At 60.1% G+C, this 14,332-nt stretch carries 14 protein-coding genes; 9 read left to right on the top strand and 5 right to left on the bottom strand.

All coding sequences use genetic code 11. The features are described from left to right. Positions 1-205: hypothetical protein (locus tag VGC33_RS01475; protein ID WP_331118296.1), on the bottom strand; the 205-nt coding region annotated here is incomplete at its 3' end. After that, a complete protein-coding gene (locus tag VGC33_RS01480; protein ID WP_331118298.1) occupies positions 205-1,614 on the bottom strand; it encodes a YeiH family protein in 1,410 nt (469 codons plus the stop codon). The genes VGC33_RS01480 and VGC33_RS01475, both read right to left, overlap by 1 nt. A gap of 579 nt (positions 1,615-2,193) precedes the next feature. Between VGC33_RS01480 and VGC33_RS01485 the strand changes: the two genes are divergently transcribed. Next, positions 2,194-3,132, top strand: coding sequence for a leucine-rich repeat domain-containing protein (locus VGC33_RS01485; protein WP_331118300.1), 939 nt, complete (start codon positions 2,194-2,196; stop codon positions 3,130-3,132). 169 nt (positions 3,133-3,301) lie between these two features. On the opposite strand, the gene VGC33_RS01490 is transcribed toward VGC33_RS01485, so the two are convergent. Together VGC33_RS01490 and VGC33_RS01495 are read right to left on the bottom strand one after the other, a co-directional pair. Continuing rightward, on the bottom strand, positions 3,302-4,138 hold the full coding sequence (locus tag VGC33_RS01490) for an IclR family transcriptional regulator (protein WP_331118302.1): 837 nt from the start codon (positions 4,136-4,138) through the stop codon (positions 3,302-3,304). A gap of 115 nt (positions 4,139-4,253) precedes the next feature. Beyond that, entirely contained in the window at positions 4,254-5,792 is a 1,539-nt protein-coding gene (locus VGC33_RS01495; RefSeq protein ID WP_331118305.1) for an aldehyde dehydrogenase (NADP(+)), read from the bottom strand. Positions 5,793-6,157: 365 nt separating this feature from the next. Between VGC33_RS01495 and VGC33_RS01500 the strand changes: the two genes are divergently transcribed. The 4 genes from VGC33_RS01500 to VGC33_RS01515 all read left to right on the top strand — a co-directional run bounded on the left by VGC33_RS01500 (position 6,158) and on the right by VGC33_RS01515 (position 10,022). Then, entirely contained in the window at positions 6,158-7,060 is a 903-nt protein-coding gene (locus tag VGC33_RS01500; protein ID WP_331118307.1) for a dihydrodipicolinate synthase family protein, read from the top strand. Positions 7,061-7,111: 51 nt separating this feature from the next. Then, the gene (locus VGC33_RS01505) at positions 7,112-8,491 is read left to right on the top strand and encodes an FAD-dependent oxidoreductase (protein ID WP_331118309.1); all 1,380 of its coding nucleotides are present in this window, start codon (positions 7,112-7,114) and stop codon (positions 8,489-8,491) included. 329 nt (positions 8,492-8,820) lie between these two features. Beyond that, a complete protein-coding gene (locus VGC33_RS01510) occupies positions 8,821-9,843 on the top strand; it encodes an LLM class flavin-dependent oxidoreductase (RefSeq protein ID WP_331118310.1) in 1,023 nt (340 codons plus the stop codon). Continuing rightward, entirely contained in the window at positions 9,834-10,022 is a 189-nt protein-coding gene (locus tag VGC33_RS01515; protein WP_331118312.1) for a hypothetical protein, read from the top strand. The genes VGC33_RS01510 and VGC33_RS01515 overlap by 10 nt, the downstream gene beginning before the upstream one ends. A 58-nt stretch (positions 10,023-10,080) precedes the next feature. On the opposite strand, the gene VGC33_RS01520 is transcribed toward VGC33_RS01515, so the two are convergent. After that, a complete protein-coding gene (locus VGC33_RS01520; protein WP_331118314.1) occupies positions 10,081-10,584 on the bottom strand; it encodes a DUF1543 domain-containing protein in 504 nt (167 codons plus the stop codon). A gap of 335 nt (positions 10,585-10,919) precedes the next feature. On the opposite strand from VGC33_RS01520, the gene VGC33_RS01525 reads away from it, so the two are divergent. The 4 genes from VGC33_RS01525 to VGC33_RS01540 all read left to right on the top strand — a co-directional run bounded on the left by VGC33_RS01525 (position 10,920) and on the right by VGC33_RS01540 (position 14,332). Continuing rightward, on the top strand, positions 10,920-11,594 hold the full coding sequence (locus VGC33_RS01525) for a MarC family NAAT transporter (protein ID WP_331118316.1): 675 nt from the start codon (positions 10,920-10,922) through the stop codon (positions 11,592-11,594). 212 nt (positions 11,595-11,806) lie between these two features. Next, positions 11,807-12,385 carry a DedA family protein gene (locus VGC33_RS01530; protein ID WP_331118318.1) on the top strand — a complete coding sequence of 193 codons (579 nt, stop codon included), beginning with the start codon at positions 11,807-11,809 and terminating at the stop codon, positions 12,383-12,385. Between the two features lie 4 nt (positions 12,386-12,389). Further along, positions 12,390-13,604 carry a glycosyltransferase gene (locus VGC33_RS01535; protein WP_331118320.1) on the top strand — a complete coding sequence of 405 codons (1,215 nt, stop codon included), beginning with the start codon at positions 12,390-12,392 and terminating at the stop codon, positions 13,602-13,604. A gap of 2 nt (positions 13,605-13,606) precedes the next feature. Then, on the top strand, positions 13,607-14,332 hold the full coding sequence (locus VGC33_RS01540) for a glycosyltransferase family 2 protein (protein WP_331118322.1): 726 nt from the start codon (positions 13,607-13,609) through the stop codon (positions 14,330-14,332).

A 14,332-nucleotide genomic window follows, 5' to 3' on the forward strand; every position in this document is an offset into this window, starting at 1 on the left:
TTTTTAACGTGGGTTCAAAAACCGCGCAGCGGTCGTCCGGCGAAACCAGCCTGTCATGTCGCAGGCACAGGCGGGAATCGCCGAGACTGGCGCCGAAGGCGGACCCCAAAGCCGACAGTCCGGGGATGTCCCGTTCGATATCGGCCCTGGCGCGCCGGCAAAAACGACAGCGCGCGCAGCGGGCAGCGTCGTTTTGCCGCGCCATTACAAATTACCCAGCTGGTTCCAGAAATCGGCGAACACATGGGCGGAAAGGATATAACCGAGGATGACATTGACCACCACCCCAATCGTGAAAGCCCAGAACGGGCGCAGGCCGGTGCTGGCTAGGCGGGAGAATCGGGTACTCAGGCCAATGCTCAAAAAGCAGAAGATAAACGCCCAGGTCCGCAGCGCGGTAATCGGCGCGATAAAAGCCGGCGTCAGGGTTGTGCGGTATTCCGCCAGGGTATAGTGGCTGCTCAGCCAGGTGACGAACAGCGAGGCCAGCACAAATCCCAACACGAATTTCGGGAAACGCCGCCAGATTTCAGTCGCCCCGGTTTTGGCGTCGATCTCATTGTCCGCGTTGCGCCAGCGGGTGGTGGCGACGATGGCCAAGGCAAATGCCCAGATGCCGATCCAGATATCACGGCCGATCACCTTCATCAGGGTAAATGCCTGCACCGCGGCATCGGGTTTGCCGGCAATGGCGCCGGCGGAATGGGCGGCAAAATCGCTGTAGGTTTGCGCCGCCGCTATCCCGGCCGCGTCGGCAAACTCCGAGGTGCCGATCCAGGCGCCGGCGACGCCGGTGGACAGTCCCAGCGTGCGCGCCGCGAACGGCAGCACCAGCAGCGAAACGATCGCCCAGATAATCACCAGTGAAATGGCCACCGACGCCTGTTCGCGTTTGGCGCGCACCGCGCCCGCCACGGCGATGGCCGCCGACACGCCGCACACCGCGCCGCCGACGCCCAGCACCGCGGCGAAACGCTGCTCAAGCCCCAACAGGCGGGCGGCGAAATAAATAACAAAAAAAGTCACCAGCGACACGATGGCCGCCTGTCCGATCGCGACCGGACCGGCCCAGAGGATAAGCGTCAGCGGCAGCGTGGCGCCCAGCAGCACGATGCCGATTTTGATAAAATATTCCACCCGCAGGCTGTGCGCCAGCCAGTCGGGTATCTGCCAGATGTTCGACACCACCAGGCCCAGCACCAAGGCCAGCAGCGGCGGCTCCAGATTGTAGCGCGAGGCGCTGGCCCACGCGCCGAGCTGGAAAATAAACACCGCCACGATAAACAGCACGGTAAAACCGGCGAGGAATTTGCCGGGGCGGTGGCCGATAATGGCGCCGCTGACGGTAAGCAGCACCGCCCAAACCAGATACAGTCCCAAAAGCGACGGCAGGCGGCTGACCAGATCCCGGCCCGCTTCGCCAAGGGTGGTCCATTTCGCCGGCGCGGTGGCCAGCCATTTGATACTGCCGCCCTGTGAAAACAGGATAAACGCGGTGCTTATCAACAGCAGCGCCAGGATGATCGACCACCAGTCTTCCTGGTGCCACCAGCGGGACGTCCGCGGTTCTTCAGGCGGGACGAATGCCGCGCCGTTATGTTCGCTTATGCTCATTATTCCTGCCCTAATGAATGGAGAAGTGATTATTAGAATTATCAGCGGCTAAACGCCGCTGTTCCCCGGAAAATAGCGGAAATACGCCGGGCTGGGTATTACTATTAAGTTATGGTTAATAACTAATGATTATATATTGAGGGGTGGCCGGGATGTGAGTGGTACACACGGCATTTATTTTTTTTATTTCGTGAAATGTTTCTAATAAACCTGAAATCAAGCTATAGACCTGACGCCGGACTTTTATGCTCCGCTTTAGCCGCGATTTGCCTTGTCGCCGCTGAAAGCCTGTTTGCGCGCCATTGTCGGCATGGCATTATCCACTGACCCGCCGGTGCCATGTGATTAATCTGTTATTACACCAACCAGAATAATCAGGACCGCGGAGCAAAGTCATTATATCTTTCACCATAATGACTTAACCCATCCAGGAATCAATATCTAAGCTTGTTGTGTTTAGCGAGGCCGGTCGTCAGGAGGATAATTTCCGGCCTGTTACATGCCGGCACGCCGCTAGATATAAGCAGATCTGAACGTTTTTCAGCGCCATTTTTTCGACGCATTTCAATGAGGATATATATGGATATCTCCGCAATCTCATCCGCCGGTCTTTCACCGGGCCTTGTAAATGGAATTGACCACGCCGGTACGCAGAATCAGGCCCTGATTGCAGCATGGGAAACCTGGGCCGGGCTGGCGCCGGACGGCGCAGCCGAATATCGAGACAAAGCCGTGCTCCTGTTAAAAGATTGCCTGGAACGCGGTGCCGCCTACCTGAATCTTAACTGCCTTAATCTTTCCAGCCTGCCGGAAAGTCTGCCGCCGAACCTGGTGCAGCTCAAAGCCAGCGGCAATGCGTTCACTTCGCTGCCGGCAAACCTGCCGGCGGGTTTGCACGAACTGGACGCGGACAACACGCCGCTTGCCAGCCTGCCGGAAAATCTGCCGCCGGGGTTGAAAAGCCTCTATCTTAACGGCACAAACTTGTCGGCGATCCCCGACGATCTGCCGGCGGAATTAAAGGCGCTGCATCTGAATAATGTCCCCATCGACAGGCTGCCGGCAAACCTGCCGTCGGGATTGCTGCTGCTGTTTGCCGGCGGAACCAATCTGTCCGGTTTGCCCGCCAATCTGTCGTCGACATTAACGCTTTATATCAACAATACCCCACTGGCGTCGTTAATCGACCGGCATTTACCTGGCTTTCTGTCGCCCACGGGTAAGTTCAGCGTCGATGCCTTGCCTGCGGGAATGCTGCCTGAATGGATAACCGGGGCGATACCCGGCGCTGGGATAATCGACGGCGCCGCCGGGGCGATACCCGGCGCCGGGATAATTGACGGCGCCGTCGGGGCGATACCCGGCGGCGAATCAGCGGCCGGCGCGGCGACCGCGGGGCTGGCGGGCGTCATAACCCAATCGGAAGCACTCGATCTCAGTAATATTTCCCTCAGTCGCCAGGCGAGCGGCGAGGCAGCCACGCCTTTACCCGCTGACCCCGAGCCCGTAATGGAATAAAGCCCCGGAGGCCATGCGCCGCAGGCGCCTTTTCCGGCGCGCTGCGCTCAGGCGCTTCGCCTTCTTGACCCATCATCCCCGCGAAAAATGGATGAGGGGCATTGAACCAAAAAAGAAGACCGCCGCACGGTCTTCTTTTTTTGGTGCGCCAAGGGGCGGCCGGCGCGTGTCAAAGGACGGTATGGGGCGCGAACGCCGTTTGCGCGGCGGGTAACTTGCCCGGTTGCCATCCCAGCTCCAGCGAAATTTTATGCGCGGTCTCCATCACCAGCCCGGCCAACCCCTCCAGACGGTGGAGCGGCAAACGTTCCGCCGAGCCGGAAACGCTCACCGCGGCGAAAACCTGGCCGTTGGCGCCACGTATCGGCGCGCCGACGCAATGCACATTGAGCTCATTTTCCTGCAGATCAAAGGCGCAGCCCCGCGCATGGATACGTTTCAGCTCCGCCATCAGCGCCTCTTCGTCGGTAATAGTGTACGGCGTTCTTTCGGCCAGGGAATCACTGATAAGCTTGTTTATCAGGCCGGCGGGCTGCCAGGCGAGAAAGGCCTTGCCGACGCTGGTGCAGTGCACCGGCGCCGATTCGATACGGGTTATCATGGTATTGCCGCTGCTGTTCATTGCCTGCCGTTCCACAAGCGCCATCTGCGCGCCGTCAAATATGCATAAATGCGTGTTTTCGCCGGTGATCAGCTGCAACTGCGTGGCGTAAGGCCGGACATGGCTGTCGAGGTCCAGGTTTTGCAATACCAGGCTCCCGAGCTGGAACAATTTCATGCCCAGTTTGTAGGTATCCCGTTTACCGTTTTGTTCCAACAGACCGATATCACGCAGCGAGGATACCAGTCGGTGGGTCGTGGCGCGCGGTAACCCGGTGCGCGCGGCGATTTCCGCCGGCGTCAGATTGGCGTCGCGCTGAGAGAAGCATTCCAGTATTTGCAGCACCTTGGTCAGGCTTTTAATCGACGCCTGATGGGGTAATCCGGCGTCGGCGCTTTGTTTCATAACCACTCCTGCAAGCAAAAGGCTGACCGCACCGGCGGCCGATCCGCCGTTGCGTCCAGCTTACCATGTCCGGCGGTATTTTCCCCGCGCACCGGCTGTTTTCGCCCGTTGCCGCCTATAGCGCATCCGGCGCCAGTTCGACGGGCAGCAGCGCGGCGGGGAAATCCTGGTAGCATACCGGGCGCAGGAACCGGGCAATGGCCCCGGCGCCCACCGAGGTGGTGCGCGCATCGCTGGTGGCCGGAAAGGGACCGCCATGCACCATGGCGTAACCCACATCCACCCCGGTGGGGAAACCGTTGACCAGCAGGCGTCCGGCGCGGCGTTCAAGGACTGGCAGCAGCGCCCGCGCGTCGTCATGATCGGCCTCATCAAGATGCAGGCTAAGGGTCAGTTGCCCCTCCAGCGCCATTACCGCTTCCCGCAATTGCCGCTTATCCCGGCAGCGTACCACCAGTGAGGTGGGGCCGAACACTTCCTGGCTCAGCGACGGCTGGGACAGGAAATCGCGCGCATCCGCCACCAGCACGGCCGCCTGCGCCTGGTTGGCGCCCTTGGCCGGACGTCCCGCGGCAAGACGGCTTACGCCGGCCACGGCGGCGAGGGCCTCGGTGTTATCCCGCCAGGCCCGCCAGATGCCGCCGGTCAGCATGGTGGCGGCGGGTATGTCCTGCAGCGCCACGGCGACCTGCCGGCAAAAATGTTGCAGCGGTTCACCGTCGATAGCCAGTACCAACCCGGGGCTGGTGCAAAACTGGCCGGCGCCAAGCGCCAGCGACGCCACGTAGCCCGCGGCGATGGCAGCGCCCCGGTCGGCCAGCGCGGACGGCAACAGGATCTGTGGATTGATGCTGCTCATCTCCGCGTACACCGGTATCGGCACGGCGCGGCTGCGCGCCAGCTCCACCAGCGCCAGGCCGGCGGCGCGCGAACCGGTAAACCCCACCGCCTGAATGAGCGGATGCGCCACCAGCCGCCGGCCTACGCCATGTTCGGCGCCGTGCAGCAGGGAAAACACGCCGGGCGGCAGCCGCAGCCGCTCCGCCGCTTGCTGGATGGCCCGTCCCACCAGCTCGCTGGTGCCGGGGTGCGCCGGATGCGCCTTGACGACAATCGGGCAACCGGCCGCCAGCGCCGAGGCGCTGTCGCCGCCGGCTACCGAAAATGCCAGCGGAAAATTACTGGCGCCAAAGACGGCCACCGGCCCGAGCGCGATCTGGCGCCGGCGCAGGTCCGGGCGCGGCAGCGGCCTGCGGTCCGGCAGCGCTTTTTCAATCACCGTGTGCAAAAAATCACCGCGCCGCGCCACATCGGCAAATAGCGCCAGCTGTGCGAGGGTACGGGCGCGTTCGCCCTCGATACGCCCGCGCGGTAGCCCGGTTTCCTCCACGGCCCTAGCGATAAGCGTTTCCCCCAGCGCCATGATATTGTCGCCGATGGCCGTGAGAAAATCGGCGCGCAGCCCCAACGGCAGCGCGCGGTAATCATCAAAAGCGTCCTCGGCCAACTGGCATGCGCGATCGATTTGCGCAGGCGCAGCGGTATAAAATTCGGGCGCCAGCGGCCGATCGCCGGCGGGATCCACGGCGCGAAACCGCGTGCCGCCGCCTCGGGGCATGTCGTTGCCAATAATCAGGTTGCCTGTCAGTTCCATCGCTCACCCCCCTGCAAAGGCTGTGAAGTCAATAACGCTCGCGGTGATAACAATTGCGGGTATTATCCCGAATTGTGGGATATAGCGAGTAATTGTTAATGATTTATACCACTATGTAAACACGCAACCCGGGCTTTTTTTACCTGGCTGCGGGCGGACACATCGGGCGGATATCATTAAATTCGATATTTATCAGCAAAATAAAAATTTTTATTTCTGTAAGGCATGATGTGAGGATTTGATTATATTGCGATGGAATGTGATTTAAATCTCATATTAATGGATTGTATGTTGATAAAAAAACGTTAATCTCACATTAATGGATGCACATCATCTCGGTAACATTTTCATAACAGGAGCGAGCCATGAGTCACCACAACCACGCTGATTTAAAAGCAAAGCTGCGCGGCGTGTTGCCGCCCATAGCCATGCCGTTTGACGAACAGGGTGAACTGGTCAAAGGCGGGCTGAAAGCGCAAATCGATTTTATCATCAATAGCGGCGCGGGCGCGATTGTGGCCGGCGGCAGTACCGGCGAGGGCCATACGCTTTCCGACAGCGAGTTCCAACAGGCGATGACCGAGGCCTATGAAGCGGATAACGGCCGCGTGCCCTTTGTGGCGGGGCTTATCGTTAACAGCACCCGCCAGGCGATAGCCCGCGTCAAGATGCTTGAAGGCATGAAGCTCGATGCGCTGCAGGTGACGCCGGTACACTATTTGTTCAAACCCGACGCCGACGCCACGGTGCGTCATTTCCGGGAAATCTACGATGCCACGGGTGTTCCCATTCTGATCTATAACGTCATTCCCTGGAACTATCTCAGCCTGGAGCTGATGAGCCGTATCATGGATGAAGTGCCGGGGGTGGTGGGCATGAAGCAAAGCTCCGGCGACCTGAAATCGGTGTCCGACCTGTTGCTGAGCTGTCCGGACAAAATCATCCTCAGCGGGGTGGATGCGCTGCTCTATCCCGCCTTCGCCCTGGGCTGCCAGGGCGCGATTTCGGCGCTGACCAGCGCGCTGCCGTCGGTAGTGCATGCGATATTTACCGCCGTGGAGAACAACGATCACGCCACCGCCCGCGCCCTGCATTTCCGCCTGGCCCGGCTTTGGAACACGCTGCCGCACGATAATTTGCCCGCCTGCGTCAAATTTATCCAATCCCTGCAAGGGGTGCCGTTGTTCCAGGCGCGTCGGCCGATGCCGCCCGTCAGCGAAACGCTGAAACGGCAAATCGTCCAGGCTTTTGATCAACTGATGGAGTAACGCCGCTCGGTCCTGCCGTGCCGCAGGCTGATGATGTGACGGGAGACAATCATGACGAATGCGCGACAACCACGGCAGCCCCTGGCCGTAGATGTGCTGGTGGTAGGCGCCGGCTGCGCCGGTGTCGCCGCCGCCGTGGGCGCCGGGGAGGAGGGGGCCGCCACCCTGCTGGTCGACGCGGCGGGCTGTGTCGGCGATACGCTGGCGGGTCACTTACTGGAGCACGGCGGGGGGTTTTATACCATCGACGGGCAGCAGGTGGTGGCCGGGTTTGCCCAGCGGCTGGTGGGCCAGATGCGGCAAACCGGCGCCTCGCCCGGTCATGCGCATGACGATGCCGGCGACACCGCGACACGCGCGCCGATAAACCCTACCGCCCTTATGCTGACCGAGGCCCGGTGTCTGCACGACGCCGGGGTCGGGCTCTGGCTGCATGCGCCGCTGGTGGCGGTCAAACGTCACCGCAACAGGATTGTCTACTGCGCCTTCTCGACGCCGTCGGGCGTTCGCTGGGTGGCGCCGCGCATGGTGATTGACACCAGCGGCGACGCGGTGGCCGCACACCTTGCGCTGGCCGGTTTCCAGCCGGACACGGCGACTGAACGCCAGCCGGCATCCCTGCAGTTCACGCTGTCCGGCGTCGACTTCGCGGCGCTCATGCACTATGTCCGCGGCCATGCCGAGGAATTTCGCCCCGGCGGTCATTTTCCGGCCGCGCCCGAAGATCACGTTGATCTGTGGGGATTTGCCTCATTGCTGCGCCAGGGTTACCAGGAGGGTTCGCTGAGCCTGGCGCGCAACGAAATGCACATTGCCGGCTGGGCGAAACGCGGGGAATTGGGGGTCAACGTGACGCGCTATGACGGCCAGGAGCCGGACGGCGCGGACCACGCGGGCCAGGCCTGGCTGACGCTTTGCCGGCAAATCGTGGAGTATGACCACTGGTTTCGCCGCTGCGTGCCCGGCTGCGCGCGCGCCTACGTCAGCGCCATCGGCGGCCAGGTGGATGGGCGTGTTTCGCGCCGTGTGCTGGGGCGCTACACCGTGACGCAACATGATGTACTGCACGGCGTGCGTTTTCACGACAGCATCGCCTGCGGGGGTTTTCCCATCAAAAGCCCCTTTGCCGACCAACCGGATCTGGCGCCTGCCGATCGCCCCGGGCAGGGCTTCGAGGTGGCGTACCGCAGCCTGCTGCCCGTCAAACCGGACAATCTGCTGGTGGCCGGGCGGTGCCTGTCTTCGGATCACGCAGCGAATCGCGCGCTGCGCGTCACCGCCACCTGTCTCGCCACCGGCGAGGCGGCGGGCGTGGCGGCGGCGCTGGCGGTGCGCCAGGGATGTCCACCCGCCCTGATAGCGGTTGATCAACTGCGGCTTCGGCTGCGCCAGCGCGGCGCGATAGTCAGTCTGGACGGCGACGCCTCCTGAATAAACCCTGGCCCGTCAGCCCGTCTGGTTTTACAGCAAGAAAAACCGCCTCGAACAGAGAGCACCCATGGCAAGATACCGAAGGGTTTTTGATCAATCATTTAGGATAGCGATAGAATTTTTTGCCTCGTAGCGTTGCCTCCGCCGTTATTTTCCTGTGCTTTTTCTTATTGCCACCGATTGCCGCGGGATGTGAAGTTTTTGGTATTAGTTTGTCTGTATTTAACGTATTTTTTACTCTTCATCATGACCAGCCCACCCCGGCGTCGACCGCGATCCATGGGCCTGCTATCTGTACCCGTCATTCTGGATAGAAGGATAAATACGCTATGAAGAACATCGGATTTCTGTCGTTTGGGCACTGGACGCCTTCACCCCAGTCGGGGACCCGCTCGGCCGCCGATGCGCTGCTGCAATCCATCGACCTGGCCGTCGCCGCCGAGGATCTGGGCGCGGACGGCGCCTATTTCCGGGTACATCACTTCGCCCGCCAGCTCAGCTCTCCGTTTCCGCTGCTGGCCGCCATCGGCGCCAAGACCCGCCGTATCGACATCGGCACCGGCGTCATCGACATGCGCTATGAAAACCCGCACTACATGGCCGAAGACGCGGGCGCGGCCGACCTTATCGCCGGCGGACGTCTGCAGCTCGGCATCAGCCGTGGTTCACCCGAACAGGTGATTGAGGGCTGGCGCCATTTCGGCTACCGGCCCGCCGACGGCGAGACGGACGCCGACATGGCCCGGCACCAAACCGAGACGCTGCTTGAACTGCTGCGCGGCGAAGGTTTCGCCCAGCCCAATCCGCAGCCGATGTTTCCCAACCCGCCGGGACTGCTGCGTCTGGAGCCTTTCTCCGCCGGCCTGCGCGAACGTATCTGGTGGGGCGCGGGTTCCAATGCCACCGCGGTCTGGGCGGCAAAATTGGGTATGAACCTGCAAAGCTCCACGCTAAAGGATGACGAGACCGGAGAACCGTTCCATGTCCAGCAGGCCAACCAGATCCGCGCCTACCGGGCGGCCTGGCAAGAGGCCGGCCACGCGCGCGCGCCGCGGGTGTCGGTAAGCCGCAGCATCTTCGCGCTGGTGGACCAGCGCGATCGCGCCTATTTTGGCAACAGCAGCCGGGACGGCGACCAGATCGGCTTTCTCGACGAGAAAACCCGGGCCATCTTCGGGCGCAGCTATGCCGCCGAGCCGGATGTACTGATTAAGGAGCTGGCGCAGGATGAGGCCATCGCCGAGGCCGACACGCTGCTTCTGACCGTGCCCAACCAACTGGGCGTCGACTACAACGCGCACGTTATCGAGGCGATTTTGACCCATGTTGCGCCCGGCCTGGGATGGCGCTGACTATAACGGCATTGTCCGCGGGAGAATGGATAGGCAAGGGGATAGGCACCGCCATGCCGCTGGGCGTCGTCGCCATTTCCCTGGGCCTGGACACCGGCATTCTTACCCGCGTTTCCACCGCCTGCCGGACGCGGCGGGTGAGCATACCTTCAGCACCGAGTTTCTCGATGCCGGCGTAAACGCCTATGCCTTTACGTTTGGCTAGCGGCAAAGATCATCGACCCTGCCGGTTGTCGCTTATTCGCCAATCGGCAGGTATCCCTGCCATTCGGGGGTAAAGTGACTGCCGTCGGGATTTTCCGTCAGGTGAAGAAAGTAGCCGCCAATTTTATCCAGCAGCAGGCAATCGTCCACGTCTTTCAGGTTGTCTTTATGCTGTTGACCGGCGCCGGCAAGCAGGACGCTTAAGGCTTTCTGTTTCGCCTGCGCGGGGTTTTCCGCCACAAAAAGGTCGAATTCATGCAGCTCGGCGAGCGTAGCGGGCGAATAGCCACCGGCGTTGACGAAAAAAAGCCGCTTGCCGCCGCTGTACGGCTGCGCCGATAGATGGATATCATGACCATCCGCCCAGTCGATTTTTGCGTAGCCATCAAGATGGATTTTGTCTTTATCCCCGAACCACGCCGCGCGTAAAAGCGCTTTGGCATCCAGCGGCTGGTCAACGGCGGCAAACTGAATGTCATGTACCTCGATATTGGACCTGCCCGCATTGCCGCCCACATAAAACATATATAAATTCAAGATGTTGTCATCCTTTTGTCCGAAGTGGCATGTCGACCATGATACAAGCCTGCGCGGGTATGGCAATTGTTTCGTTTCACCTCGGTAGCGGCCGTTTTTTTGCTCCGGCTTTTTTGCTTTAGTGCGGCGGGATAATGCTTAACTAAATTTATCATTGCCAGCCAAAGGCCGGGAATGAATATTTCAGCGTGGTTAATATTCCTTCAGATATACTCAATTTACCTTTGCTGCTTATAACAGCATTCAGCCAATTTTGGCCTTGCCGCGCAATGCCAGGTAAAAAATTTCATGATAAGCTGTTGGCCGTCTGTTTATGATTTTCCGAGGTATGTCCCATGCTAGGACTTTCCCAATTGTTGCAAGCGGTAACCTTGGGTCTGGTGTTGCTGTTGCCGCTGGTCAATCCGCTGACATCGGTTGCGCTATTATTAAGTCTTTCCGGCAATATGACCTACAGGGAGGTCAAACATCAGGCGTTCCTGGCCTCGGTATACGTTTTTATCATCATGATCGTCGCCTTCTATGCCGGCCAGCTGGTGATGAATACCTTTGGCATATCCATCCCGGGGCTGCGGATTGCGGGGGGACTGATCGTCGCGTTTATTGGTTTTCGCATGCTTTTCCCCCATCCACGGCATGAGAAATCCTCCATCGTTGATGCCAAGCATCAGGAGATGCTGAACGAGGGTTCGGAAAGTATCGCCTTTGTGCCGCTGGCGATGCCGGGCAGCGCCGGGCCCGGCACCATCGCCATGATCATCAGTTCGGTCTCGACGTTAAAAGATAATTCGCTGGGTTTTGAAAGCTGGGTGCTTATGGTGAGCCCCGCGCTGACTTTCGCCACCATTTCATTTATTCTTTGGGTTTGCCTGAACGGCTCCGGCGTTATTATGCGCCTGATAGGTAAAAGCGGCATCGACGCCATATCCAGATTAATGGGATTTTTGCTGGTGTGCGTCGGCGTGCAGTTTATAATAAACGGTGTATTAGAAATTATCGCAGTTCATTAAGATTTTTTATAGCAAAACATTAAGCCGGCTTAAAATTAAAGCGGCTTAATTTTAATGAAGTTCCGGCGCGGGTAAATGAGCCCCTTTGTTTTCGCCTCATCAGATCTTGGTAATATGCCAGTAACAACTCTATAGTATGGTGGCTACCTCAGAATAGCGGCGCGAAATAGCGTATCAGTAGGTCGTGGACAACAATAATGCCGGGAGGAACTATGCCGGAATGGATACTGACCGCCATTTCCAGTTACGGATACGCGGCCCTGTTTATCGCCGTTCTGGTTGAAGGCCCGATGGCGACGGTCTTTGGCGCGGCATTGGCATCTCAGGGATTGCTGCATATCGGCGGCGTCTTTGCCGTAAGCGTGGCGGGCGACCTGACCGGGGACGTGATTCTGTACGGACTTGGCAGGAGCGGTCGCGTGACGACGTCATTGCTGGGGCGCCGCTTTGGCCTGCGGGACGGCGGGCGGCTGGCGCCGTTCCTGGCGCGGTTTCGCGCCCATCCCGGCCGTATTCTGGTCACGGCGAAGCTCACCCACGCGGCGGGATTCCTGGTGCTGTTAAGCGCCGGCGCGGCAAAGATTCCGTTCTGGCTGTTTCTTGGTTTCAATCTTCTGGCCACCCTGCCCAAGTCCGGCCTGTTTGTGCTGCTGGGATGGATTGCCGGCGCGGCGTGGGCGCGTATCGATTTTTGGCTGTGGCTGTTTTCCTGCGTGTTTCTGGCGGCGCTCGGCATCGCCGTGTTGATTTATCTGCGACGGAACAGCGGAGTTGCGCTGCCAGGGGGGTAATGACATGCGCATTGCGGTATTTACCGACAGCTTTTATCCGGAGCTGGGCGGGATCCAGGATTCGGTATTATCCGGATGCCGGGAGTTGGGCAAGCGCGGCCATCAGGTGATTATTTTTGCCCCGCGCGCCACCGCCCATGACTTTGGCGTGGCCGGCGTACCCGCGCGCGAAATCGACGCCGGGAAAAATGTACGTATCCAGCGCCTGTTTTCGCTGCCGGTGCCCAGTTCGACCGGTCAGTCACGTCTTCTGGTGCCGACCTGGCGGCGCTGGCGCCAACTGCAACGCTTCGCGCCGGATATCATCCATACCCATACCTTTCTCGGCGCGGGCCTGGAGGCGCTGCGCGCCGCGCGCCAACTGGACATTCCGCTGGTGGGGACCAATCACTGGGCCATCGGGGAGTTTGCCGGCTATACCCCGTTTTCGGCCAACTTCTTCCGCAACATCAGCCTGCGGGCGGTAACCCGCTACTATAACCATTGCGCGCTGGTCACCGGCCCTTCTCATTCCGTGATTGATGAAATGTGCGCGTTTGGGCTGCGCAGTCCCCACTGCGTGCTGTCCAACCCGGTCGATAGCGCGCAGTTCCACCCGGTGTCCGCCGAACGGCGCGACGCGCTTAAACGGGCTTACGGTTTCAGTGCCGCAACCATTGTTTACGCCGGCCGGCTGGCGGATGAAAAAAAGATCGATGTGCTGATCCGCGCGCTTAAGCTTATCGCCGCGCAGGTGCCCGATGTGATGCTGGTGCTGGCGGGGCACGGCTCCGCCCGTCATCGCCTGGAGTACCTGGCGCGCGCCCTGGGGGTTGAGGATCGGGTCAGGTTTATCGGCACGCTGGATAAAGCCGCGCTGGCGGATGTTTTCCATGCGGCGGACATTTTCGCCATCGCCAGCACCTCCGAAACGCAAAGCATGGTGCTGATTCAGGCGATGAGCGCGGGGCTGCCGGCGGTGGGCGCCCGCTGGCGCGCGCTGCCGGAATATATCGACGCGCAATCGGGTTTCCTGGCGCAACCGGGCGACCATGAGGATTTTGCCCGCCGGCTCACCCACTTATTGCGCGCCAAGGCGTTACGCCGGCAAATGGGCGAGCATGCCGCCCGCAAGACTACGCATTTTTCCATCACTACCGTGACAAGCCGCTGGGAAGAGATTTATGCCCGGATCGGTCTGGCAGTACCCGAGGGGATGTCGCGTATTTCAGGAGCGTGATTATGAAACTCAGTTTAATAATTCCTGCCTATAACGAAGAGCTGTATCTTGCGACCTGCCTGCACTATGCCATCGCGGAACTGACGGCACACGCCAAGCAAGGCGAGTTTGAGATTATTGTCGTTAACAACGCCAGTACCGACCGGACGGCGGAGGTCGCCGCGCGCTACAGGCAAGTCCGCGTGGTTTACGAACCGATAAAAGGCCTGACCCGCGCCCGGCAGAAGGGGCTTGAGGCGGCGTCCGGCGACATCCTGGCCTTTATCGACGCCGATACGCGCATGCCCGCCGGCTGGCTGATGAAAGTGCTGGATGCCTATGCGCGGCGAGTCGATCTGGTCTGTGTCAGCGGCCCGTACCGTTATTTTGACCTGCCGGGAATTAAAAGCCTGTTGGTGAAATTTTACTGGCTGGCGCTGGCGAAACCCACGTTTTGGTTCACCGGGTATATGGCGGTGGGCGGCAATTTCGCCGCCAGTAAACAGGCCCTGCTGCGCATTGGCGGCTTCGATACCTCCATTGCGTTCTATGGCGAGGACACCAATATCGCCCGCCGGCTTGCCGACGAGGGCCGGGTGTATTTTGACCTGGGCATGATAATGGAAACCTCGGCGCGCCGCCTGAAAGAGGAAGGTTTTATCACCACGGCGATACGCTATGTGGTCAACTTTATGTCCGAGGCCATCCGCAATAAACCCGCCACCTCCGAATATCGGGATATTCGCTAG

Origin of the sequence: Acerihabitans sp., assembly GCF_036398755.1 — a bacterium.
GTDB lineage: Bacteria > Pseudomonadota > Gammaproteobacteria > Enterobacterales > Enterobacteriaceae > Acerihabitans.